The sequence below is a fragment of the Ktedonobacter sp. SOSP1-52 genome (assembly GCF_016587395.1).
Map to the genome: position 1 here is coordinate 1,544,529 of NZ_BNJH01000003.1, position 22,973 is coordinate 1,567,501.

17 protein-coding genes and 1 riboswitch are annotated in these 22,973 nt (G+C 54.8%); of the genes, 11 read left to right on the forward strand and 6 right to left on the reverse strand.

Annotated elements, in window-relative coordinates; translation table 11 throughout:
* Positions 1 to 94: 94 nt before the first annotated feature.
* On the reverse strand, positions 95 to 547 hold the full coding sequence (locus JMJ16_RS32030) for a metalloregulator ArsR/SmtB family transcription factor (RefSeq protein ID WP_201372123.1): 453 nt from the start codon (positions 545 to 547) through the stop codon (positions 95 to 97).
* Positions 548 to 824: 277 nt separating this feature from the next.
* Between JMJ16_RS32030 and JMJ16_RS32035 the strand changes: the two genes are divergently transcribed.
* The 6 genes from JMJ16_RS32035 (at position 825) to JMJ16_RS32060 (ending at position 8,702) form a co-directional block, all read left to right on the forward strand.
* On the forward strand, positions 825 to 3,266 hold the full coding sequence (locus JMJ16_RS32035; protein ID WP_201388208.1) for a cation-translocating P-type ATPase: 2,442 nt from the start codon (positions 825 to 827) through the stop codon (positions 3,264 to 3,266).
* A 31-nt stretch (positions 3,267 to 3,297) separates the two neighbouring features.
* Positions 3,298 to 5,679, forward strand: a complete 2,382-nt coding sequence (locus tag JMJ16_RS32040; RefSeq protein WP_201388210.1) for a DUF2298 domain-containing protein — start codon at positions 3,298 to 3,300, stop codon at positions 5,677 to 5,679.
* Between the two features lie 15 nt (positions 5,680 to 5,694).
* A complete protein-coding gene (locus JMJ16_RS32045; RefSeq protein WP_201388212.1) occupies positions 5,695 to 6,903 on the forward strand; it encodes a PQQ-like beta-propeller repeat protein in 1,209 nt (402 codons plus the stop codon).
* 167 nt (positions 6,904 to 7,070) lie between these two features.
* Positions 7,071 to 7,337 (forward strand): universal stress protein, encoded by a 267-nt coding sequence (locus JMJ16_RS32050; RefSeq protein ID WP_201388214.1) that lies wholly within the window; start codon positions 7,071 to 7,073, stop codon positions 7,335 to 7,337.
* A complete protein-coding gene (locus JMJ16_RS32055) occupies positions 7,331 to 8,038 on the forward strand; it encodes a universal stress protein (RefSeq protein WP_201388216.1) in 708 nt (235 codons plus the stop codon). Before JMJ16_RS32050 ends, JMJ16_RS32055 begins: the two co-directional genes overlap by 7 nt.
* 70 nt (positions 8,039 to 8,108) lie before the next feature.
* Positions 8,109 to 8,702, forward strand: coding sequence for an HdeD family acid-resistance protein (locus tag JMJ16_RS32060; protein ID WP_201388218.1), 594 nt, complete (start codon positions 8,109 to 8,111; stop codon positions 8,700 to 8,702).
* Here the strand turns inward: JMJ16_RS32060 and JMJ16_RS32065 are convergent.
* Positions 8,699 to 10,444 carry an aldehyde dehydrogenase family protein gene (locus JMJ16_RS32065; RefSeq protein WP_201388220.1) on the reverse strand — a complete coding sequence of 582 codons (1,746 nt, stop codon included), beginning with the start codon at positions 10,442 to 10,444 and terminating at the stop codon, positions 8,699 to 8,701. The genes JMJ16_RS32060 and JMJ16_RS32065 overlap by 4 nt on opposite strands.
* Positions 10,445 to 10,645: 201 nt before the next feature.
* Positions 10,646 to 11,026 carry a hypothetical protein gene (locus JMJ16_RS32070; RefSeq protein WP_201388222.1) on the reverse strand — a complete coding sequence of 127 codons (381 nt, stop codon included), beginning with the start codon at positions 11,024 to 11,026 and terminating at the stop codon, positions 10,646 to 10,648.
* 384 nt (positions 11,027 to 11,410) lie between these two features.
* On the opposite strand from JMJ16_RS32070, the gene JMJ16_RS32075 reads away from it, so the two are divergent.
* Complete coding sequence (locus JMJ16_RS32075; RefSeq protein WP_201388224.1) at positions 11,411 to 12,436, forward strand: NAD(P)-dependent oxidoreductase; 1,026 nt, start codon at positions 11,411 to 11,413, stop codon at positions 12,434 to 12,436.
* Here the strand turns inward: JMJ16_RS32075 and JMJ16_RS32080 are convergent.
* Complete coding sequence (locus tag JMJ16_RS32080; protein WP_201388226.1) at positions 12,431 to 13,828, reverse strand: glycosyltransferase 87 family protein; 1,398 nt, start codon at positions 13,826 to 13,828, stop codon at positions 12,431 to 12,433. The two genes, JMJ16_RS32075 and JMJ16_RS32080, sit on opposite strands and share 6 nt — an antisense overlap.
* Before the next feature lie 427 nt (positions 13,829 to 14,255).
* Here JMJ16_RS32080 and JMJ16_RS32085 point away from each other — a divergent pair, with 427 nt between their 5' ends.
* From JMJ16_RS32085 to JMJ16_RS32100, 4 genes are all read left to right on the forward strand, one after another.
* Positions 14,256 to 14,741: a redoxin domain-containing protein gene (locus JMJ16_RS32085; protein ID WP_201388228.1), complete on the forward strand. Its 486-nt coding sequence runs from the start codon at positions 14,256 to 14,258 to the stop codon at positions 14,739 to 14,741.
* A 198-nt stretch (positions 14,742 to 14,939) separates the two neighbouring features.
* Positions 14,940 to 15,105, forward strand: a riboswitch (FMN riboswitch).
* 219 nt (positions 15,106 to 15,324) lie between these two features.
* Positions 15,325 to 16,194, forward strand: coding sequence for an ABC transporter permease (locus JMJ16_RS32090; RefSeq protein ID WP_201388230.1), 870 nt, complete (start codon positions 15,325 to 15,327; stop codon positions 16,192 to 16,194).
* A gap of 141 nt (positions 16,195 to 16,335) precedes the next feature.
* Positions 16,336 to 17,355: an ABC transporter substrate-binding protein gene (locus JMJ16_RS32095; protein WP_201388232.1), complete on the forward strand. Its 1,020-nt coding sequence runs from the start codon at positions 16,336 to 16,338 to the stop codon at positions 17,353 to 17,355.
* Positions 17,356 to 17,598: 243 nt separating this feature from the next.
* Entirely contained in the window at positions 17,599 to 17,952 is a 354-nt protein-coding gene (locus JMJ16_RS32100; protein WP_201388234.1) for a hypothetical protein, read from the forward strand.
* Positions 17,953 to 18,053: 101 nt separating this feature from the next.
* Here JMJ16_RS32100 and JMJ16_RS32105 read toward each other — a convergent pair whose 3' ends face one another.
* Together JMJ16_RS32105 and JMJ16_RS32110 are read right to left on the reverse strand one after the other, a co-directional pair.
* Positions 18,054 to 20,114, reverse strand: a complete 2,061-nt coding sequence (locus JMJ16_RS32105) for a serine/threonine-protein kinase (RefSeq protein ID WP_201388236.1) — start codon at positions 20,112 to 20,114, stop codon at positions 18,054 to 18,056.
* 577 nt (positions 20,115 to 20,691) lie between these two features.
* On the reverse strand, positions 20,692 to 22,641 hold the full coding sequence (locus JMJ16_RS32110) for a serine/threonine-protein kinase (RefSeq protein WP_201388238.1): 1,950 nt from the start codon (positions 22,639 to 22,641) through the stop codon (positions 20,692 to 20,694).
* Positions 22,642 to 22,973 lie beyond the last annotated feature (332 nt).

The following is a 22,973-nucleotide window of genomic DNA, read 5'->3' on the forward strand; positions in this document are numbered from 1 at the left end:
CGACGAGAGAGTAACATACTTGAATAGCGGCTGCTAGACTGCACGCTGGGCGGTGAGAAAATTCAGTACTTTTTTGGGGGTGAATAGATTTATACTAGAGTTTTGTCGGGGTATCTTGCTCGACCGTGAAAAGTTCGAGCATTCTGCCCAATTCCTCGTGATGTTGATCTGCGTCATGCACATGGCTTAAGCAGACGACCAGGAGGGTGCGAATATGAGCGTCGTCGAGACTATAGAAGACCTGTTTGCCCCGGCGCTGATTTTTGACCAGGCGGAGCTGGCGCAGAATGCGTAGATGCTGAGAGACAGAGGACTCTGAGCTACCGATAATGGCGGCGAGGTCACAGGTGCATAGCTCCTGTTTGAGCAGGCTATAGACAATCTTAATGCGGCTGGAGTCGCCAAGCGCGCGAAAGATCTCAGCAACCTCAATAGCGGTATCATCGGAGAAGAGGTTGGCGCGCCCACTTTCTACCCGCTCACGGTTAGCACCTGGAATCTGGCAGCGCTCGTCGCCTGATTTCTGCTTTGCCAAATGGGACTGCATGACTTTCCTCCCCGGATAAAGAACCTGATGTATGCACAATTGGTATTTTAACTGGAGTTCCTCTACGCATTATAGCCTTACTTTTTGGCTCCCACAAGTGGAGGATAGAGCTGATAGGTGCTTGCGAAGAAGCATTTTTTTGAGTACAATTTAGTAAATGCTAAATTGTTTAATTGACAGGGAGTCGTGTGCAGGGGAGTGTGTGAGATAAGAGGGCAGCGACCTTGTTGAGCGCATAAAGCATGTTTCGTAATCCGTAAGAAAAAGGGGAAGACGTATGGCGTTGCACACCACAACCTTAAAACTCGCTCCCAATAATGGGAATGCGTGTGGGTCCTGTTTACAGCAGGAGTTGCTCAAGGCCGAGGGCATCAAGGCGGTGGATGAGGGGAAGGGTAATTTGCTTGTAGTGACCTATGAGGATCTACCTGATCCAGCCTTCGATGTCGAGCGCCTGATCGCGCAGACGCAAACGTCGTTGGAGCAGAGGTTGCGCCATGAAACGCTCATCCTGAGCGGACTCGATTGCGCCGATTGCGCGGCCACCCTGGAGAAGGGGCTGCGCAGGATGCAGGGGCTGGTACACGTCAGCGTCAACTTCGCGACCTCAAAGATGGCGGTTGGCTATGAAGCGAGAGGTGTGAGTCACGCCAGGCTGGTGAAGCGTGTGCGGGAACTGGGCTATAGCGTCGTCTCCCCTTTGCAAGTATCAGTGCTGAATGAACAGGTTGCCGAAAAGCAGGAGGCTGGCGCAAGCTGTGGCTGTGGCTCGTGTGGTGACGAACACGCGGATGAGTATGCGCATGCAGAAGAGGTCCCTGTTGCCAGGCAGAATGCGCTCCAGCAGTACTGGCAGAGCGCTCGGGCCTGGCTGCCGACCCTGGTGGCGGCGCTCCTATGGGGCATAGCCTTTCTGTTGAGCCATATTCCTGGCGTGGGCTGGTTGTCGACCCTGTTTTATGCGCTCGCCATCTGTGTTGGTGGATATCGCGTGGCCTTGAGCGGTTTTTTTGCCCTGGTGCGTGGGCGCACACTAGGTATTAACCTCCTGATGACGATTGCCGTTGTGGGTGCGGTCGCGCTGGGTCAGTGGTCGGAGGGGGCCGCGGTGGTTGTCCTCTTCGCCCTGGGCGAGTTCCTGGAAGGCTTTACCATGGAACGGGTGCGCGACTCCCTGCGCAGCCTGGTAGATCTCTCACCCAAGAGCGCGCGCATCAAGGTAGAAGGTGAAGAGCGCCAGGTTCTCGTAGACGCGCTACGCGCCGGAGATATTGTCCTGGTGCGCCCCGGTGAGCGTATCGCCGCCGATGGCAAGATCTTGAGCGGCACCACAACTGTCAACCAGGCGCCCATCACTGGTGAGAGCATCCCGGTTGAGAAGCAGGTTGGCGACGAGGTCTTCGCTGGAACACTGAATGAGCATGGCTTTATCGAAGTGCAGGCCAGCAAGCGTGCCCAGGACTCTATGCTGGCAAAGATCATTGCCCTGGTGCAAGAGGCGCAGGGATCACGCGCGCCTGTACAGCGTTTCGTCGATCGCTTCGCCCAGATCTATACGCCCACGATCATGGTCTTAGCCTTGCTGGTCGCCATCGTCCCTCCGCTGACGTTCCACGGAGTGTGGACGACGTGGATCTACAAGGCGCTGGTGTTGCTCGTCATTGCCTGCCCATGTGCGCTGGTGATCTCGACACCGGTCTCGATTGTGGCCGCGATTGGGCGTGCCTCGCGTAGTGGTGTCTTAATCAAGGGCGGAGCGTACCTCGAGGCGCTGGCGCGCGTCAAGGTGCTGGCCTTTGACAAGACGGGAACCCTCACCCAGGGACGGCCTGTTGTCACGGATGTCTTGCCGCTAGGAACGCTCACGGAAGATGAACTATTGAGCCTGGCGGCAGCGGTGGAGAGTCGTTCGGAGCATCCCCTGGCGCGAGCTATTCTCCGGGAGGCCGAGCGGCGTCAGCTAGCGTGGAACGCGCCAGAGAGCTTCCTGGCCTTGCCGGGCCTGGGCGCGCAGGCCACAATAGGCGCGGATACCGTGCTCGTGGGGAGCGCGAAGCTCTTTCCCGCGTGTGACGCACATACCCTCAAGAGCATTGAGACCCTTCAGCGAGCAGGGAAAACGATTTTAATTGTGGGACGCAATGAGGAGCCACTGGGCCTTATCGCCGTCGCGGACCAGATACGCCCCGAGGCAGCGCAGGCTATCGTTCAGCTTAAGCAAGCAGGAGTTGAGCAGATAGTCATGCTGACCGGGGATAATGAGCAGACGGCAAGGGCCGTGGCGCAGCATATAGGTGTTGACCAGGTGTATGCTGGCTTGCTTCCTGACCAAAAAGTAAGAGAGATCAAAAAACTCTTGACGGCGCATACGTCAGTGGCTATGCTTGGAGATGGAATAAATGATGCTCCAGCTATCGCGCTTTCGAGTGTGGGTATCGCCATGGGTGCCGCAGGCAGCGATACTGCGATCGAGACGGCGGACGTTGCGCTAATGAAAGATGACCTGGCGCAGCTCCCGTTTGTGATCAGGCTCAGTCGCGCGGCGTTACGAACCATCCAGACCAATATTGCATTCTCTCTCTTCATCAAGGCGCTTTTCCTGCTTTTAACCCTGTTAGGGGTAACCAATCTCTGGCTCGCCATCTTTGCCGACACCGGGGCCGCGCTGCTCGTCATTGCATACAGCATGCGCTTATTGCGCTTTGAGAAGAGCAAGTAATAGCTAGAAGTAAGCACGCGAAAGAGAAAATATGATAGACCTGCTTGCAATGATCGTGCTGGCGGAGGTGCTGGGCCTGTTCTGCCTACCCCTCACGTTCAGCGTATTTCGCCATCTCCCAGATCGTGGCTGGGCCTTTAGCAAGGGCCTGGCCATCGCCCTCCTGACGTTCTGTGCCTGGTTCCCCCTCATGGTCGTGCGCGCTCTCCCCTATACTCAGATGCTTCTTATAGTCGAAGTATTGGTACTGGCGATATGTAGTATCCCGGGACTGCTTAAGATGCGGGGCGAGGTTGGTCGGTTTGTGGAGACGCAGTGGCCGTATGTCGTGGCGAGCGAGGTTGTTTTTATCGGCATGGTCCTGGGGCTGGGGTGGATTCGCGGCTATGGGCCGGATATCCGTTCATATGAGATGTTTATGGATGGGGGCTTTCTGGCATCGATTATGCGCAGCGAGCATCTGCCGCCGAGCGATATGTGGTACTCGGGTTCAAGCATCAACTACTACTACTATGGGCATTTTACGGTCGCCACGCTGGCAAAATTGCTGGGTCAGGTGCCAGCGGTCGCGTTCAATACGGGTTTCTGCCTCTTATTTGGCGTCTGTGCTGCGAACCTTTTTGGCGTTGCTAGTAATATCGTCGCCTGGTCAAAGGGATTGCGCGCCAGGAGAGATGCGGCCCTGGTCGCGGACGGCGGAGAGCAGAGCGAGCAAGTCTATCCCTTAAGCCAGACTATCCTCTATGGTGGAGCAAGCGTTGCGTCGGGCCTGGTCCTGGGCAACCTGGCGGCCTTTGTGCAGTGGTGGTTTGACTCGCATGCTGGGCGCGTCTATGACTGGTTCTCGCCCTCGCGCGTCATTGGCAAGACCATCAATGAGTTTCCGGCCTTTAGCTATCTACTTGATGACTTCCATGCCCACGTCCTCACGTACTCCTTTACCTTTATGGCCATTGGCCTGGCGTTCTCGCTCTTGCTCGCGCCAGCGGGGAAGGGCCTGGATCTCTTTGGGCAAGGCATCGCGCGTATCGCGACCATTGGCGTGACTGCGCTGGTAGTGGGCAGCCTGTTTGTCATGAATGGCTGGGATTATCCAACCTATATGGGCCTGGTCATTGTCTGTATCGCCTGGCAGCAGTGGCGGGTCTATGAGCATCGCTGGCGGTGGCTGTTGCTCCTGGACATCTTCGCCGCTGCGGGCACGCTGGTCGCGCTTTCCTTCTTGCTCTTCCTGCCTTTTTACATGGGCTTTATCTCGCCATCGCAGGGGATTGGCATCGTGTCACCTGGACAACGCTCGCCACTGTGGGACGAAGTGCTTATCTTTGGCTTGCAGGCTTTTGTCTTCCTCTCATTACTCATCTGCGGCTACTACCGGCTCATTGGCGCTCGCCTGCGTGTGGCGCGTGAGGCCCGAGCAGAAGGCGTCGTGGCAGCGGATTGGAATCCCGCCTGGATTGTGCTGGGTGCGGTCGTTGTACTGGGGATCATTGTCGCGATCATCACGCCGGAGTGGCGGACGTTTTTGATCTCCCTGGCGCTGACGGCGCTTGCGATCTACCTGGCCTTTAAAGTGAGTGATGACCTGGGGCATATGTTTGCGCTCTGGCTGGGGGCGCTGGCCCTGTTGCTGATCGCCGGATGTGAAGTGGTCTTCTTACGTGATGTATTTGCGGACTCCTATCCACGTATGAACAGTGTCTTCAAGTTCTACTTTCAGTCCTGGGGCTTGCTGGCGCTGGCTTCGGGCACGGGCCTCTTTTATATCCGCGAGACGCTGGCGTACTGGTCTAAGCATGTGCGGCAGCCAGCCTGGCTCAAGAGTAGCGCGCAGGGAGTCTGGTATCTTGGACTTGTGGTGCTGGTGGTCATGGCCATGGCCTATCCTCTCGTGGCTCCATACGCGCGCTATGTCCAGAGCAAACCTCTTACGGGCGCACTGTATCTGCAACACACTCTGAACCTGGATGGCATGGAGTATCTGAAAACCTCCTCACCAGGCGATAAAGGGGATTATGAGGCTATTCACTGGCTTAACGCGCATGTGAGTGGCACGCCGGTTATCGTCGAGGCACTGGGCGATGACTACTCTAAGTTCGCTCGCGTCTCCGCATTGACGGGGCTGCCCACTCTAATGGGTTGGGTTGGACACGAGTACCAGTGGCGCGTCAACTGGCTGCGTAATCCGGTGAACGCGGAGGACTTCCAGCAGCGGCAGACAGATATTAAGACTATCTACACCAGCAGCGATAATGCCCAGGTGCAGTCCCTGCTCAAGCACTACCAGGTCACCTATCTCTATGTGGGTGAGATGGAGCGTGAGGCCTATGCTCCTAGCGACCTCCAGCGCTTTAGCAGCTTCATGGATATCGCCTACCAGGCCGATGGCGTCACCATCTATAAGGTCAGGTAGGGAGTAGTTATAGTCATGCCCAGGTTCAGATCGGAGCGTGCGCGGACGCTCTTTGCATTGCTTGCCACCAGCTTAATTGTAGGTACGCTTATATTGAGCGTGCTCGCGCTGGTGGTTCTGCTCAGGGTACAGCAAGATCCCGAGGCCTTTTTTCAAGCCTCGCATGCCAGTCCAGCCACACTCAATCAGCCAACGCCACCCGGAATCTACCTGGAGAATGGTGGGCTAGTCATGCGCATAGATCCCACCACGGGCCGGGTGCGCTGGCTTTATCAGCTTGACCTGATGAAGCAACCTGACACACAACTCACGCAGGCTGATAGCATTGTCAGCGTTAGCCGTAACACAGTCTTTGTCGAGACACGTACAGGAGGCGTCTATGCCCTGGACGCGAGCACAGGTGCGCTACGGTGGCAGAGTGATGTCGCTGGGCAACTGGATATCACACGTACCAGCAGAGCGGAGACTCGAGGCGACAAAGTGTATGTAGCGGGAGAGAACGCCATCTATGCGTTACGTCTCAGCGATGGGAGCCTGGCGCGGACTATCATAACCCGAGGTATCCGCGAGTTCACCCTCGATGGAGATATGCTATACGTCGCTGGTAGCGGGACGCTCGCGGCCTATAGCCTGCCCTCGGGCTCCCTACACTGGCAGGCACAGGTGCAGGGAGCACAGCCTTTGACCCAACCTCATCGAGTAGGGGATATGCTCTTCAGTGTATCTCCGAGCAAAGAGACGAGCACGCTCTACGCATTTGATGTCAGTACGGGAAGGGTTAAGTGGCAGATAGGGCAGGTAGGCGAGGTGCGCGATGCCAGCCTGGCTGGCGGTGTTGTCTATGCTGGCGCGACGGGCAAAGGGATCACGGCCTACGCCGCAAGTGATGGGAAACTGTTCTGGCAGAGCGGGGATATAGGTTTCACAGGTAAGGCACCCCAGGTAGAGGGCGCTCAGGTGTATGTCACCGGTAATCTTGCGCCTGACGAAACAGGAACATCACGAGCGCATAGCGTGTTCTCCCTTGCTACAGAGACTGGACGCATCAACTGGGTGTACACACCCCAGACCAGGGTCGCGATAGACTCAGTAAGCGTACAGCACGGCAAGATATATGTAGATCGTGAGAACGGCATTGATGTGCTTGATACGCAGGGGAAGCTCCTCCTGAGTGCGCGTTCGCGTGGAGGCGCGCAGTATACCGCCATCGCGGTGGTTGTATGAGTTTGAGCCCTGACAATCGTTTTTTCAGATTTAAAACGCGGGACAGAGATAAGGGAAATAGAGATGCAGCGTGGACATTTGTCCATGCTGCATCTCTATTTCCCTTACCCTATAAGAGTATGCTGATTAGGTAGCATAACTATAAATATGAGGAGGGAGTGTAGTGCATGTTTCAGCAGATTCTTGTGCCACTGGATGGCTCAGCGTGTTCTGAACAGGCGCTGGTACTGGCGGCCAGGCTCGCCCGGGCTGTGGATGGAACACTCTACCTTTTGCGTATAGCCAACCAGGAATATACATACGCGTCGACCTCTGTCGCGGGCATTTTCGTACCCGCCGACCTGGCGGAAATGACGGATCTGGAGATGAAGGGGATCATGCCTATCTGGACAAAATCGCGAGCTCTTCTCTCCTGGCAGGCCTCAATGTGGTGAAAGAGGTGCAGGCCGAACTGGCGATTCCAGACGCCATCCTGAATTTTATCACCAGTCACCATATGGAAATTGTCGTGATCGGGAGCCATGGGCGAGGCGGCCTGGCGCGCCTGGTCCTGGGGAGTGTGGCGCAGAAGATTGCCTGGAATTCTCCCATACCTGTCCTGGTTCACCGTGTGCAGAAGCCGGAACAGGACGAACAGATCTCAGAATTGGCGACACCGATTCATGCTCTGGTGCCGTTGGATGGTTCACCGCAGGCCGAAGAGGCTATTGTCCCCGCGGGCTTGCTTGTAGCAGCGCTTAGCGGTGCGGGCGTCGGTTCACTCCACCTGGTTCAAATCATAAAGCCATCAGCCCATCATACAGACGAGCAGCGTGGGCAAGCACGCGAGGAGGCAGAGCGGTATCTGCAAGACCTGGCTGGACGTTTGCGAGGTGGCCTGGCATCAACCTTCCAGCTTGAGATCAAATTCTCAGTATACAGTGATGAGCAGGTCGCACCGACCCTGGTCCATATCGCCGCGTCAGGCGACGGAGCCGCAGCCCCACATAACCTGATCGCGATGACGACTTCGGGGCGCGGAGGGAAGCGGCGTTTTATTATGGGCAGCGTCGCGGAACATATCCTGCAAAAGACGCCGCTTCCCGTCTTGTTGATCAAACCTGAGGCAACATCAGAGCAGCGCAAGGATAGTTGATGATGGAGGAAAGCAAGAGGCCGGAGTTTTTGCGTAATAAACGGAGGTAAGCATGTTAAGGCGAAGTATTATGTGTCCAGGAAGGGCACACGCTGAACCCATGACCTGGCAGAGGCGTTTATGGCTGGTGTTCCGTGCGATAATGATTGTTGTCTTTGGCATTGTGCTCGCGCTTTTGCCACGAATCTCCTTCTTCCTGTTTCTTGCCGCCTTTGCCACGCTGGGCATCATCGATGGGATTGCCGCACTGGCAATTGGCTTTAGTAAGAGAAGGCAGAATCCTCGCTGGTGGCTGATCGCCTTGAGTGGTGTCGCGGGCCTGGTTATCGCGGGTCTGATCATCTTTGCGCCTGGACTCACCAGGATAACGCTCATCTATGCCTTTGCCATCTGGGCTATTATCGTCGGTGTCACGCAAATGCTCGCCTTCTTCCGCACGCGTAGTCTCCGGACTGACTGGCTCTCGCTGCTCCCGGCGGTGTTTTCCTTGATCATAGGCGGCTATCTGCTGCTGAAGAGCTCGCCAAATGTGGTTACAGATGTGCGCTTCATTGGTCTCTACGCGATTGTGTATGGCATCTTGACGTTTTTCCAGGCTTTGCAGCCAGCGAGGACACGCGAGGTGGTGCCTCCTGAGGCACCACCTCGCCATGGCTATGACTAGCGGCCAAGCGCCGCGAGCACGATGGAGGGAACCTTCCAGGGCGAGGACCGGGCCTCAAAATCCGCGAGCAGTGGAAAGGTTTTGGTAAGGACCTGGCCCCTGGTTGCGAACCAGGGAGGCGTGGGCGTGCTTTTGAAGGGAGCACGCACCACGCTTTTCTGTGGATGCGAGAACATGTACGTGTTATGTACAACGCCAACGCCAGACTGGATATCATCGATGGTGTGGCCGGGATAGGCGCCCCAGGTCGTGCTGCCCAGTGTAAAACTGGTGCCAGCCCAGTAGTTCAGGCTGACCGTTCCATAGCGCAGATCGGCGATGGCCTGCTCCACAGCCGTGGAGACGGCGGGATCTTTGAGCGATTTGGGATGGGCAAGCAGCGTGACGTTGAGCGTCCCCCAGAGATCCTCATTGGCGAAGTTGACGGCCTTCTGAATGTAGTCAATCACGCCGTTAGCCTCCAGGGCCGTCTCTGCAAAGAGGCTACAGAAGGCCTCCGTGGTAAAGCAGATATCATCTTCAGCCTTAGGATCGACATCGGTAATCAATGTCCAGGGGAGATTGCCGTTGTCGGTTCCGCCAAAGCGCTCGGCCTGGGGATGGGCCTCGACAAAGCTCTGCATACGCTGCTGCGCGCCTGGGTAGTAGGCCTGGCGTGCAGGTTGGGCCGCCATAAGGTCGCGCAGCTTGTTTAAGAGAGCCTCGCGTTGGTCCCAGCCCTTGTGCGTAATAATCACACGCGTTGCATTGCAGTTAAAGCCAGCATTGGTGGTGAGCATCGAGAAGATGTGTTCGGCCTGGTAGCGCAGATCAGCCTCGCTCCAGGGACCGGGGACAACGATGACGGGGCTGACATTCCCCAGCTCGCCCGTGACACGTTTAGTACGTAAGGGCTGCTTCTCCACCTTGCGCCGCGCTCCCTCGCTGCCAGGGCCAAAGACGATGGCATCAAAGGTCTTATCGGAACCGGTGACGTGAATTTCTTCAATGCCGGGATGATTGCAGAGATATGAACCCTCCTCGGCTCCGCCATAGGTTACGCGCAGGAAACCCTGCTCGACGAGGGGCTGAAAGCCCTCTTCAATCAAGGGTCCCAGATAGGCGTTGACCGGATTCATCTTCAGCAGGGCCACCTGGTTCTCCACAAAAAGCTTATAGAGCACATCGGTAGGCGCGATAGAGGAGACATTGCCCGCGCCCAGCACAAGGGCCACCATGCCTGGCTGCTGGGCCTGGCCTTCCTGATAAATAAGAGCCTGTGTCTGCGGGAGGGTTTCGGCGCTCACGCCCGGCTCCATCCAGATCTCGGCGGTCATGTTTGTAAAGAAGATGCGATCATAATTATTTGTGGGGAAGACCTGGGCCACCACCTGCCCGTTATCGCGAGTTGTGACGGGACCGGGGATGCGCGGGCGGCCAAAGGCCTCGATATCCAGCAGGGATTGGCGGAGCAGGCGGAGATTGCGCAGAATGGGCCAGGGACCCATGCTCCACTCCTCGCCGGTCAACTGAGGCGAGAGATGCTTGGCCTGGCTACAGGCCTCAACCCAGCGTGGTGCGAGAGAAGCCATGTTCTGAATCAATTCTGTGAGGAGGGAGACACGCTGCTGGAGCGTAGTCGCGACCCAGGTGTCCTTGTGCTCCTGTAGCGCGTGAATGGCCTGATCCATCTCCTCATGGGTTGAGACCTTGTTGGCGATGGTGGGAAATTGTGGCGAACCCGCTGGTGTGAGTGTGGACATGAGTGTCCCCTCCTTCTCTTCTGTGCGAAGCGCATACGACTGCGTATATCTACGTGCGATTGCCTGGCGTGTGAATAGCGACGCTCTATTATATGCCACGTCATAGATCAACGACCAGTACTGGAGGAAATCATAGGTGTTTCCTCCAGATTAGAGTGAAGAGGGGGCACGTTGGAGAAAGAGCGAGTGCCACCACCTATCTCATACAGGGCCAGGTAGACCAGGGTCAGACTGAATGTTGGCTCCACTCAGCGTGAAAAGCACAATGTGGGCGATGCTACTCCCAATACAGATAGGAAAACCGATAAGCATCAGCCAGAAACCTGGACCGGAAGTGTGAATCTCGGTCACACGACCACCCCACCGAGAGAAGGATAGGAGAAGTAGCGAAAAGGCTAGAAATTCTAGGAGCCCCAGGGTGGCAAATATCAAGCTGAGGATGAAAATGGCGCGCTTCCTTCTACCAAAAAGCCCGGCAAGAAAGGTCAATAGCGGAACGAGGATAGAGAGCAAAAATGATCCAATACTGATCTGTTCTGGCGCCATAAAGATGGAGCCACCAGTTACTGTATTAACGAGCATGCTCCAAAACGAATCTGTCGAATATAACGGCGGCTGCTGGTAGAATATTATTGTGTCAAAGCGAGCCGGCAAGAAGAAGCCAATGATTACAAGCCCAGAGCCCAAGAGGCCAATTAAATTCACAAGGCGGAGAGAATAGAAGCGTGACATCATTCTTGGTCCTTTCTGATAGCCTATGACTGCCAGTGGCGCGTCCTGACTGTTTTGTAGAGCTTTTGAGAAAAGTATGGATATCATTTTTGATCCCTGCAAGTGTCATTTGTCCTATATCTACCTTAAGTAAGGTTTTTACTGCTGTGTTGTGTAGCGGGCAAAGGGTGATAAAAAAGTTCGAGTTATACGTTAGAGATGTAGAGTGACATATATGGGTGGAAAGGGAAGATAATGGTCAAGGTATTAGTGACGGGTGGAGCTGGATTTCTGGGAGGACACCTGGTGGAGATGTTGCTGGAGCGTGGAAATGAGGTGCGCGCCCTGGTACGGCCCACAGAAGATAGCGTGCACCTGCACTCCCTCAAGCAGGTGGAAATATGCTCCGGCGATATCTGTGATCCCCTCTCATTGAGACGCGCCGTACATGGCGTGCGCTATGTCTACCACACCGCGGCTCGTACGGGACCCTGGGGCATTGAGAAAGAGTATTATGAGGTCAACGTAGAGGGGACGATCAACCTGGTGAAAGCCGCACTGGAGGCTGGGGTCAGGCGGATTGTCCATACGAGCTCGATTACGGTCTACGGGCATCACCTGTTTGGGAAGATCAGTGAGGAGCATCCCTTGCACGCGGAGAATAACCCCTATAGTCGCAGCAAGGTCGCCGCAGAGTTGGCTCTGTTGCGGCTGGCAAGGGAGAGAAAAGCGCCGATTGTGATTGTGCGCCCTGGCTGGATCTATGGTCCACGCGATTGGGCCAGCTTTGGTCGCCTGGCAGGGCTGATTCAGGCGGGAGGGGGTGTCATCTTCGGGTCGGGACAGAACATTCTGCCCGCGATATATGTACGTGATGTGGCCCAGGGCATGATCCAGGCTGCTGAAGCAGGAAAGCAGGTGTTTGGGGAGGCCTATACCCTGGTCGATGACCGGCGCGTCACGCAAGAGGAGGTTTTTCAGTTGATTGCCAGCTACCTGGGCGCAAGGCCTATTCGCTGGCATCTTCCCTACTGGCCAACATATGGCGCGGCGTGGGTGGCGGAAAAGCTCTGGGGCCTGCCTGGACCGGGTCGTGTGGGGCCGCCGCCCCTGACGACTTATGGCGTCACGCTCTTTGGCAGTGACCAGTATTTTGCTTTAGAAAAGGCACGTGCGCAACTGGATTTTGTACCCGCGTATGACATTACCCGCGGGATCGAGGAGAGTGTGCGCTGGTACTTGCGGGAGCAGAAGTTACGTCAGGGCATGCGTGAGCTATGAGCGCATGACCTGAACCCCCGTTATGTGCTGTGTCTCGCGTATCCTGAACCAGTTGGCAAGGTAGGCCAGGGTTAACAGGACGAAGAGCAGATTGCGCAGCGCGACCCACTCAAAAAAGCCCGGCACCTGCATAATATCAGGCGAGCGAGAATAGAGGTAGGCATAAATGAAGGTCGTCAGGGCTGAAATGGTACCCCAGTAGAAGAGCCAGAGTCCCTCCGCAGAGTAGACATAGGCCAGCAGTGGCAGGAGCCAGATCAAGTACTGGGGGCTGAATACCTTTCCAGTCGTGATAAAGACCAGGTGTAACGCGATCAGCGTTTGCCCCAGGCTGAGTTTGCCGCGCCATTGCAGGTAGAGCGTATATGCGTAGCCAAGAACCAGGCCCAACGTGCTCAACTTGGAGACGATATCCCCCAGCGCGCTATCCATATTGAGCGAACCAAAGTCATAAACAACCCTGAACGAAACGCCAAAGCGGCTGGCAAGCCAGAGGAGTGAACTGCCGCTTGCCTCTACCTGGAGAGGGCGCTTGAAGAAGTAGTTGAGCTGGCTGAGAACGGCCCCATCAAAGTTTAACAGCGCAAAGCCGCCGGTTAGAACGACCAGGCAAGCCAGGAAGAGTAGGCAGTTGCGCCACGACCAGCGGCGGAATTCGCGTAGGGTCAGCCAGAGCTGGCGCGGAATATCACGCGGTTTGAGACCGGTTGGAGGTCGGTGGAAGCGCCCCAGGGCGCGTTGTTCAGCGATAAAGAAGGCTGGAAGTAAGAGTAGAGGATAGAGCTTCAGGAGCGTTCCGATGGCCAGGGCGAGATAGGCCATGGTCCAATGTTTGCGCTCAGCGGCGATCAAGGCCACCAGGGTGAGCGCCGCAGGCAGGATGTCAAAGCGTACTTGAGTCGTCGCGATAGCTCCAATGAGCAGATAGAAAGCGCAGGTAAGCGCGGAATTGCGAGGTCCGTAGCGTAGCAGGAGCCAGTAGATAAGGAAGGCCACGAGTGACATCAAGAAGGCAAAGACAAATTGATAGTAGGAGAGGGGAGCCAGGAGCGCCAGCGAGAAAGGGATGAGGGTAAGCGGCGGGTATTCAAGGGGCAGCATATGAAAAGGCGCCTGCTGGGTGCTCCCTTGTAGAAAGGCGCACTGCTCAACTGGCAGGCGTTTGAGCGCATCGCCACCGAACCAGAATGACAGGGCATAGCACTGGTAGCGCGCGGGATCGCTTTTGGGGAGAAAGAGTTGCCAGGATGTGCCCACAAACATGGCGATGGTAACAAAGATAATCGGGGTATAGGAAACGAGATCGCGTGGATTATGCATATACGCAAGCAAAGCTGAGAAGACACCACGCTGTTTGTGGGTATAGTCGAGATGTAGCTCTTTCTGTGACACGATAACCAGCCCCTCTCCGTCAATGTTGCAATGTGTATTGGTAAGTAGAAACATGCATAGTTAGTCTATAGGTTAGTATAAAAGCCTGCCTTAACCATGTTTGTTGATGTATGCGAGCTTACTAGTTGTACTCCGGTGTACCTGATATATAGAGCTGCGTAAAGGGCGTTTGCGCCCTGGCAGATAGCTAAACTATGGGTCACGAGCAGGATATGCCCTGACGCTACACCAGCACACAGGCTTTGAATGGTGGTATACTTCAACATGGTTTCGCGCACCATACAAGACGAGCCATGTGCATGTCAGGTAACCAGAACGCGGACACGATCTCGCTATTCGTTGCCTGGGAGAGTATAGTGGGTAGTATCAGTCTGAAGATATCATCCACTCTATTTGTGTTAGAAGAGGGAAGGTTAACACAAAGCCAATGGATACTAGAAATCGCACCGAGACAAAGACTTTGAAGGTGGGCGATGTCGCCCCCGATTTTACATTGATGACTGAAGGGAAAGAAGATTGGCGCCTCAGCGATTTTCGCGGTAAAAAGAACGTCGTTCTCGCTTTTGTGCCTTTCGCGTTCAGCAGCGTCTGCTCCGCCCAGTTGCCCTCATATGAGGCCGATCTGGAGCGTTTCAAGGATTATGACACTGAGATAGTTAGTATCAGCATGGATAGCCACTTTGCCCTTGAGGCCTGGAAGAAGTCCATGCATACATCTTTCCATCATCTCTCAGACTTCTATCCCCAGGGGAAGGTTGTAGACCTGTATGGGATACGGCATCCCGCGGGTATGCCCGAGCGCGCCCTCTTTGTCGTCGACAAAGAAGGCATCATCCGTTATATTGAGATCCAGCATGCGCCGGGTGAGATGCCCGACAACGAAGACCTCTTTGAGGCGTTGCGCAAACTCTAAGATCTTATTCCGAACCCCAACGTCACTCTCGTGACTAGCGCTTTGCCCCCATTCGGGGATAAACGCTCAGGGTTTTCGGATCAGAAGTAAGCAGCAAAAAAGCGGCCTGGGCGAACGTACGTTCGCCCAGGCCGCTTTTTTGCTGCTTATAAAATTCCCCTTGCGTATTGGTGGCGTCTGTGGCATACTAAGGAAAAGTAAGACCTTCGGGGCAGGGTGTAATTCCCGACCGGCGGTATTGCCAATGTGGTTCGCAAGGAACCAGTGGCAGAGCCCGCGAGTCCTCAGGCATGGAAATGCCTGGCGTGATTGATTCGGTGCGAATCCGAAGCCGACGGTATAGTCCGGATGGGAGAAGGTTTCTATAAGGACCAGTTTATACTTATCCAACCACTATGAAGGGTTGGTGAGTGGCATAGTTACGCATACTTATCACGCATATCTGTGATGCATGCGGGCTATGTTCTATATGGTCGTTACTGCTCTCCCCCCAATGCCTCCCCGAATCAGTTGAATTGACGGATCTCTATGCCTTGTTCTGGCTGAGGCCTGTCAGTAGAGCTATCGAGGGATGTTCATGAGCATGACAACTTCTACACAGCAGCACACTGTGCTGCCTGAGTATGAGGCAGCGGCTGTGCGGAGTGAGGCGCAAGCGCGACGAAGTGCTAGCCGCGCCTCTCAGGTGCCCAGGCGCAATTTCACCTGGATGCTATCGGTTGTTCCCCCCCTAATCCTGGCTGTGGCCCTGCTAATTGGCTGGTTTGTGAGCAGCGCTTATGGGCATGTCAACACCCTGTTCTTGCCTGCGCCAGCCGATGTCTTAGATAGCTTGAGCAGCGGCTTTAGCTCGGGAATATATCTCAGCAATCTTTGGGTTACAGTGCAGGAGAGCGTGGTAGGCTTTCTTCTGGCGCTGGCGCTTGCTTTGCCGCTAGGATATGCCCTGACTAAGTCGCGTGTGCTTGCCGCAGCCATTCATCCTTACCTGGCGGCGGGCCAGGCTATTCCAGTGGTCGTAATCGCGCCGTTGTTGGTCTTATGGTTGGGCTATGGCTGGGTTCCCAACATGTATGTTTGCGCGCTCGTGGTTGTCTTTCCCATGGTGGTAAATACCATGCTGGGTGTGCAGACGATAGATCGCGCGCTGACAGATGCGGCGCGTGTGGAGGGGGCCGCCGGTTGGGCCATGTTCGCGCATATCGAGTTTCCCCTGGCGCTGCCCTCGATTATCGCGGGTGTGCGTACGGGATTGACGCTCTCCGTCATGGGAGCGCTCGTGGGTGAATTTGTCCAGGGAGGTGACCAGGGTTTGGGATCGCTGCTCCTGGTGGCAAAGAATCAATATAATACACCGCTGATGTTCGCCACGCTTGTGGTACTGGCGGCTCTGGCGGTCTTGTTCTATAGTAGCACCTGGTTGCTTGGTAAGCTGGCTCAAGTGGTTTACTAGCTTCTTAAACGAAAACCCACCCCCATTCGGGGGCGCAGCGCCACTGTCGTGGCTAGCGCTCCGCGCTCAGGTTTTCGAAAGGCAGTAGGCTAGCTGTAACCAGGCTATAAAAGATTTTTAGGGAGAATGGAGTAGTCCACGATGTCTGCACGTCATCGTTCTTCAACTGTGGCAACGTTCGGCATTCTTTCGCTGCTATTTATGCTGTTGATAACGGCATGCGGGGGAACGTCCACTACAAATACAAGTTCTAATTCATCCTCGCAGGGAAAACAGGCGATCTCGATTGGCCTGGGCTATGTCCCTGATATTCAGTTCGCGCCGTTTTATGTGGCAAAGTCAAAGGGCTATTATAGCCAGGCAGGGCTGGATGTCACCTTCCACCACGGGATTGTGCCTGACTTGATTGGCTCAATGGTCGCCGGGAAAAATACATTTGTCTTCGCCGGTGGCGATGAGCTTTTGACCGCGCGCAATAGCAATAAGCAGATCAAGGCGCTAGATGTCGCCACGATCTTCCAGAAATATCCGGTTAGCTTGATCGTACCTGCGGACTCCTCTATTAAGAGCCTGAGCGATCTGAAGGGGCATACCATCGGCGTTCCTGGAGCCTATGGCTCGACCTATACGGCGCTGCTGGCCTTCCTCTACAAAACGCATCTCTCAACCTCGGATGTCAAGATCCAATCGATTGGCTTTACCCAGGTGCCCGCGCTGTTGGCGCATCGTGTGGATGCTGTGATGGGCTACTCGAACAACGAGCCGCTGCAACTGGAGCAGCATGGTCTCAAGGTGCGTACCTTCCCGATCTCTGATTATCAGCCCATTGTCTCAAACGGCATTATCGCGCCCGAGGGGACCTATCAGCAGCAGCCAGCCATGGTGCGCAGCTTTGTGCAGGCCACACTCAAGGGGCTACGCGACGTAATTTCCAACCCCGACGAGGCTTTGCAGGTGAGCCAGAGTTATATTCCCGGCATGAATACCACGCAGGCGCGCGCGGTGTTAAAGGCTACAATTCCTATCTACCGGGGGGATGGCAAACTGGGCAATAATGATGATGCCACCTGGCAGTCTATGGAACAATTCATGGTCGCGGAGAAATTGATCGCGCCCGTTGATAATCTCACATCTATATACACCAATAAAACAGTCGCCTAAGCTAGTTATAGTTAGCAAGCCGTTTTATAACGCAAACATGCTCCCTCTCATTAGCGATGAGAGGGAGCATGTTTATATAAAAAACCTACGTTTCGGGCTAGGAGCTAGTGAGATAAAAGGACCGTTAACACATATGCACATTGCATACTAGATGCTTTGTGGTGTATAAAGGCGGTAGGATAGTCTTTGTTCTGACTATTTTGTCAATCAAGCGATGATTTTCAAGCGATTGCGAGGGAATCCATGACTCATAATTCTGATCGCTGTAGCCAGCTCCGTACGCTTCACGATCACCTGACCAATGAAGTAAAAAATATGCGTGAGAGTCTTCAGAGGGCGCAACAGGAGGGCATCAGCACCTCAGCAGAGTCGCTCAATACACTCCGAAGCCTTCAGGCTGCTTTAAATAACATTTCGCGCGAACTGCAAAAATGCCCTCCCGAAAAGAGCGAGGAGAGCGCGACCGAGGGGGAGAAGTCAAACTTACTGCGCCAGGTGAAGGCGGTCTTGCCGGAGCAGCGAGTGCGTAACTGGTTCCCTGACTCCGTGCAGCGCGACGATGAAGAGAGTATCGTGGACGCCATGGAGCCGCGATAGGCCTGAAGTCATAGAAGGGAGCGCTTGACGTACACGCTCACACGTTCGGGGCCAGGTATTCGCCCCCCAGTGTAGGCGCGTACGTCAAGCGCTCCCTCTTATTAGGCGGCGAAGACCTGCAAGTTTTTCAGGGTAACGTGCGAGCCGGGAGTGACAAGAATGCCAATCGCGGCATTCGTACTCGTTCCGTTGTTGGCATTCCCCCAATACGTTCCATCCACGGTATAGGTATAGCTTGTCCCCAGCACCTGAACATCCACGGTGTGTGCCTTGGTAGTATCGCCCTGTGTTGGACCCGAGGCGAGTTGTCCTTGGCTTTGCCAGGAGGAGGGATCATAGTTGTCGCTATGCCAGTTGCCTGTCGAGAGAATAAAGACATTTGACGTCTTGCTATCGGGCAGGTTGCGGTAGAGAATGCCGTAGTCACCGCTGGCGCTCTCGACCTGAACCTGGATAATATAATTGCTCGGGAAGGTCTGACCTTGTGGCAGACCTGTCAGGAGGAGGATGCCTGTGCCGCCATTGCTGCTAAGCTCAACATCTGTGTCATGACAGGTCACGTTGAGATTGATTTCGTTCCAGGTGCCTCCACGTTTATCACATGACTTTCCAGGTAGATCGGTCCCATAGACACGGTTTCCAGCGGAGACCTTTGCTCCTGGTAACGAAAGCGGTCTGGGGGTCGCGGTCGCGATAGGCGTCGACTTGTTTGTCAACGTCACATCATGCGTGGGCTGGGCCGTTGGAGCCTTGGAGGCTGTTTGGCCGCCAGCAAAATGCTGGTAGGAGGCAATCGAGCCGATGATGATCAAAAGCACCAGGAGTGCTCCTCCAAGTGCGACTGCCAGTGGCTGACGACGCGCACGAGGACCCTGGGGTCCAGGCTGAGGTGAGGGCTGGGGCATGGGCGAGAATGGTGGCGGACTCAGCGGCGCGTTGGTACGCGGCTCTCTCATCTGGGGAGAGGCCGGTACCTGCTCTATGACGGGCTGGGGCCTGGGTGCCACCTTCACTTTGGCTGGCATAGGAGGCGCTGGTTCGTCGTGTTTGCTTTCAACCTGGGCAACAACGCGTGGTGCGGCCTCTGTCGAGGCGTTGTAAATTGTCGTTGGTGTATTTTCTAGCTGGGTCACCGCATCATGCTCAATTACGGGCTGAGGGTGTTTGTGCTCAAGCTGCTCTTCGATGTTGGGTGTGCCCTGATCTGGTAGCGTGACAAAGACGGTCTGTGCCTCAGTGATGAGTGGCGTACGCTGTGACAGCATTCCTGCTTGCGAGGGAGTAGTAAGCGTGGCCTTGAGAATCCGAGCTAACTCGCTCGCGCTATTGTGGCGTTCGGCGGGATTTTTTGCTAGCGCCTTCATGACGATACCCTCGATCTCAGGGGTGATCTGGGGATTGAGGGCGGAGAGAGAGGGAGGGGTCTCCAGCGTGTGCTTGATGGCAATCGCGACTGGGGAAGTGCCAGTGAAGGGGACCTGTCCTCCCAGCATCTGGTAGATCATCACGCCAAGGGAGTAGATGTCGGTACGGTGATCGACATCTTTGCCGGTGCCCTGTTCGGGCGAGAGATATTCAGGGGTGCCAACGATTGTGCCGGCGCTGGTCAAGCCCTCCTGACTGGAGCGCCCCTTTACGCCACTTTCGTGTAGGTCGCGTACAACTTTGGCCAGGCCAAAATCGGCCAGGAGTACCCGGCCATCGGCATGGAAGAGAATATTGGCTGGTTTGAGGTCACGATGGATTATACCTTGCTTATGAGCGGCCTCAAGTGCGTCGGCAGCCTGCTCGATAATGCGCGCGACCTCATCAAAGGGGAGGATGCCTCGTTCTTCGAGCAGGTCGCGCAGGGTCCCTCCTGTGACATGAGGCATAACCAGGTAGGCCATATCCTCCTGCTCGCCATATTCGTAGAGCGGTAAAATATTAATATGGTCGAGGGCCGCGATAGAATCGGCCTCTCGCCGGAAGCGTGCGAGGAATTCTTCTCGGGGTCGCTTGTCCATAAGCGTATTGGGCAGAAGTACCTTCACGGCGACAGTGCGTCGTGGACGGCTCTGTTGTGCTAGATAGACTGCGCCCATGCCACCTCGTCCAATAAGGCGTCGGATTGTGCATGTTCCGAGCGTTTTGCCTATCAGATCATTTGTATCTAAGATCACGCTCGTAATGTCCTCTCAGAAATAAGCTTAGGTCCTCTCGGAAACCTGAGCGCGAAGCGCTAGCCACCCCCATTCGGGGGCACGGCGACCTGGCGTTGGTTTCCGCATAAGAAGTTGCTGCTGCTGATATGTAAATGCATTTAAATGTATTTTATGTCTGGGTAAGGTAAATGTGTTTTTAAATCATGTACTTTGTACTATTGTTTGCTGTTGACCCCACTACCACTGAGTCTACTCGTACTTATGCTCATCATCCAACCTGGCTAGCCTGTCCGCACACACATGTACCCTAATACTATAACCACTTCTGCTGAGAAAAGCCAGGAAAGTAGCGAAGAAGTACGGAAATATGTAAGAAAAGCTGATACCTGCGACGTATCCGGCACTCATTATAGTATATATACAGCAATAAGGAAAGTTTTCCCGGACCTTTTTATGTAATAGATAGGTGGAGACCTCCTTTATCGCGCATGTATAGGCGAATGCTAGCCTTGTAGAGTGATACATGAAGATTGGCCAATACGGGCTATCTACCCGGATCAGGTATGTTTCTTGTTATTAAAAGGTGTAAGGATGATTAGACCTGGTAGAGCGTAAAGCTCTGTACTGTGATGCTTGCACCTTTATCGACTGCTATGCCAGCGGTTCCCTGAGCATAAGTGGTATCTGTTATCTCTCCCAATTTGTGCCCGTTGGCGTAGAATGCGAATGACTGACCATTGGCGATAACCGCGAGGAGGATGGCGGCATGGGCATTGCCAAGATTGCCACCCGCTAGCTTCGTCGGTGCGCCCGTGTTGTTGTCGTACACATAGGTATTCCAGGTGCCATCAGGGTGGACAAGAAGCGTGTAGACGCCTTGCTGTTGTCCAGGTTGATTGCGGAAGTAGAGGCCAAAGTCGCTGCTGTAGGCGTTGTCTTGTTGGAGTTGGGCCTCGACAACATAGTTGGGTGTATAAGCCTGTCCCTGTACCTTGCTGAGAAAGGTGCCTTGAAGCTGTGCCGTTGAGGCTGTGTTGCGGATCACCGTCTGGTTGCCGGAACAGGTGATGTCGACGCCATTGTAATCACTCCAGGTTCCCCCATTATGATCACAGCTCTGACCCACACCCGTTGCTTGATAGAGGCGTGCTCCATGCGGAACCTGAGATGTATCTGGTGTCTTTGTGGCAGGCGCGGAGGTGCCTATCGTGGAAGGCGTGTATTGTGCTCCCCTGGAGGTTGTTGCCGTCGTATGTCCAGAAACGGATGTCGCTGTTGGCGAGGGCACAGTGCTGTTTCTGGTGAGGAGTTGCTGGGCAAAGACAACGCTACCCCCAAGGAGAAGGAGAATGATTATCATAGTGAGCGCGATGGTCCAGGGGGAGCGTCTCCGCGTTGCCTGTGGTGCATAATATGCAGGTGTATAAGGATGCGGTTGTGGTTGTGTCTGACGGTTCCCTACTGTGTAGGGAGCATAGGTGGCGGGCGTATCCTGCCTGTTGTTAGGCCAGTGAGAAGCTGATTCCGGCTGGGGTTGCCACTGCGCCTGCACTGGTGGTTGCTGGACTTCGGGCGCGGCAAAGGGCGGAGGTACTGGCTGCGCTGAGGCGTTAGAGAATGCAGGCGCCTCAGTATTGTGTGCAGAAATCTCAGTAGGAGGTTCTACCAGCTTGAATGTGCCTGGGGAGATCGCGGCCTGGTGCAGGTCACGCATGAGAGCTTGTGCCGATTGATAGCGCTCCTCGCGCTGCTTAGCGCATGCCTTTTGCAGAATTTCATCGTAAACCTGGGGGAGCTCGGGACGCAACTGGTGTAGCGAGGGAAGTGGTTGCTGAACATGACTCATCGCCAGGGCATAGAGCGTTGTGCCAGGGTAAGGGAGACGCCCACTCAAGAGCTGAAAGAGCACGATCCCAAATTCGTAGATATCGGCCAGATGATTTATCTCTTCTCCCAGCATCATTTCGGGCGCCATATATTCAGGCGTCCCTGGCAGCATACCTGTGGTTGTCAGCGTGGGCATTGTGCCCGGTTGATCCTGGAGGATGCGGGCAATGCCAAAGTCAGCCAGTACCAGGCGGCCATCGGCGTGCAGCAAGAGATTGGATGGCTTGAGATCGCGATGCAGGATACCTTGAGCGTGAGCGTAGTCAAGGGCTGAGGCTGCCTGGTTGCCATAGGTGAGTACGGTATTGAGTGGCAGGCGCCCCTCACGTGCCAGGAGATCGCGCAGGCTTCCGCCGCTGAAGTAGGGCATGACGAGATAGGCAAAATGCTCTTGCTCACCGTATTCATAGATAGGGGTGATATTAACGTGCTCCAGGCGCGCGACAATGTTAGCCTCGCGGCGAAAGCGCTGGAGAAATTGTATGTAGTGTTCGGAATCTGTTGAGCCAGGTGGCTGAAGAATCTTGACCGCGACTTTGCGAGCGGGGAGTTGTTGTTGCGCAAGGTAGACCGCTCCCATGCCTCCCCTGCCCAAGAGACGCTCCAGAGTGTAATTTCCAAGTTTTGTACCGATGAAATGATCTGTCTTCTCAGCCATAATTTTCCCTGCCATATTGTTTTTTAGTTTTTTTATGCGAAGTATGTGGAGTGATATGGTTGCTGAAATAGGACTTTTGCAATGTTCTGCCAAGAGAAGAGTGGAATGCCAATAAAGCTGTTTTTATTGTATGCTATGCTAATCATAAGAGCAAGAAGAGAGCCCTTTGGATAGCATAAACACTACCGAGAGCACATATGTGTGTATTTCGGCCACTTTTTCGGCTTTTGGCGCACCAGAGTTCCTGGTGGGGGAAAAGTTGGTTGACATTGCCACCCCTGGCTGTTATTCTTGGTCATAATAGAACATAAACTGAAGATCCTCGTATTCTC

What these genes read in the sequence shown, in the direction of transcription:
- JMJ16_RS32030 (WP_201372123.1), bottom strand. Translation starts at nt 547, where the DNA reads ATGCAGTCCCATTTGGCAAAGCAGAAATCAGGCGACGAGCGCTGCCAG.
- JMJ16_RS32035 (WP_201388208.1), top strand. Translation starts at nt 825, where the DNA reads ATGGCGTTGCACACCACAACCTTAAAACTCGCTCCCAATAATGGGAAT.
- JMJ16_RS32040 (WP_201388210.1), top strand. Translation starts at nt 3,298, where the DNA reads ATGATAGACCTGCTTGCAATGATCGTGCTGGCGGAGGTGCTGGGCCTG.
- JMJ16_RS32045 (WP_201388212.1), top strand. Translation starts at nt 5,695, where the DNA reads ATGCCCAGGTTCAGATCGGAGCGTGCGCGGACGCTCTTTGCATTGCTT.
- JMJ16_RS32050 (WP_201388214.1), top strand. Translation starts at nt 7,071, where the DNA reads ATGTTTCAGCAGATTCTTGTGCCACTGGATGGCTCAGCGTGTTCTGAA.
- JMJ16_RS32060 (WP_201388218.1), top strand. Translation starts at nt 8,109, where the DNA reads ATGTGTCCAGGAAGGGCACACGCTGAACCCATGACCTGGCAGAGGCGT.
- JMJ16_RS32065 (WP_201388220.1), bottom strand. Translation starts at nt 10,444, where the DNA reads ATGTCCACACTCACACCAGCGGGTTCGCCACAATTTCCCACCATCGCC.
- JMJ16_RS32070 (WP_201388222.1), bottom strand. Translation starts at nt 11,026, where the DNA reads ATGCTCGTTAATACAGTAACTGGTGGCTCCATCTTTATGGCGCCAGAA.
- JMJ16_RS32075 (WP_201388224.1), top strand. Translation starts at nt 11,411, where the DNA reads ATGGTCAAGGTATTAGTGACGGGTGGAGCTGGATTTCTGGGAGGACAC.
- JMJ16_RS32085 (WP_201388228.1), top strand. Translation starts at nt 14,256, where the DNA reads ATGGATACTAGAAATCGCACCGAGACAAAGACTTTGAAGGTGGGCGAT.
- JMJ16_RS32090 (WP_201388230.1), top strand. Translation starts at nt 15,325, where the DNA reads ATGACAACTTCTACACAGCAGCACACTGTGCTGCCTGAGTATGAGGCA.
- JMJ16_RS32095 (WP_201388232.1), top strand. Translation starts at nt 16,336, where the DNA reads ATGTCTGCACGTCATCGTTCTTCAACTGTGGCAACGTTCGGCATTCTT.
- JMJ16_RS32100 (WP_201388234.1), top strand. Translation starts at nt 17,599, where the DNA reads ATGACTCATAATTCTGATCGCTGTAGCCAGCTCCGTACGCTTCACGAT.
- JMJ16_RS32110 (WP_201388238.1), bottom strand. Translation starts at nt 22,641, where the DNA reads ATGGCTGAGAAGACAGATCATTTCATCGGTACAAAACTTGGAAATTAC.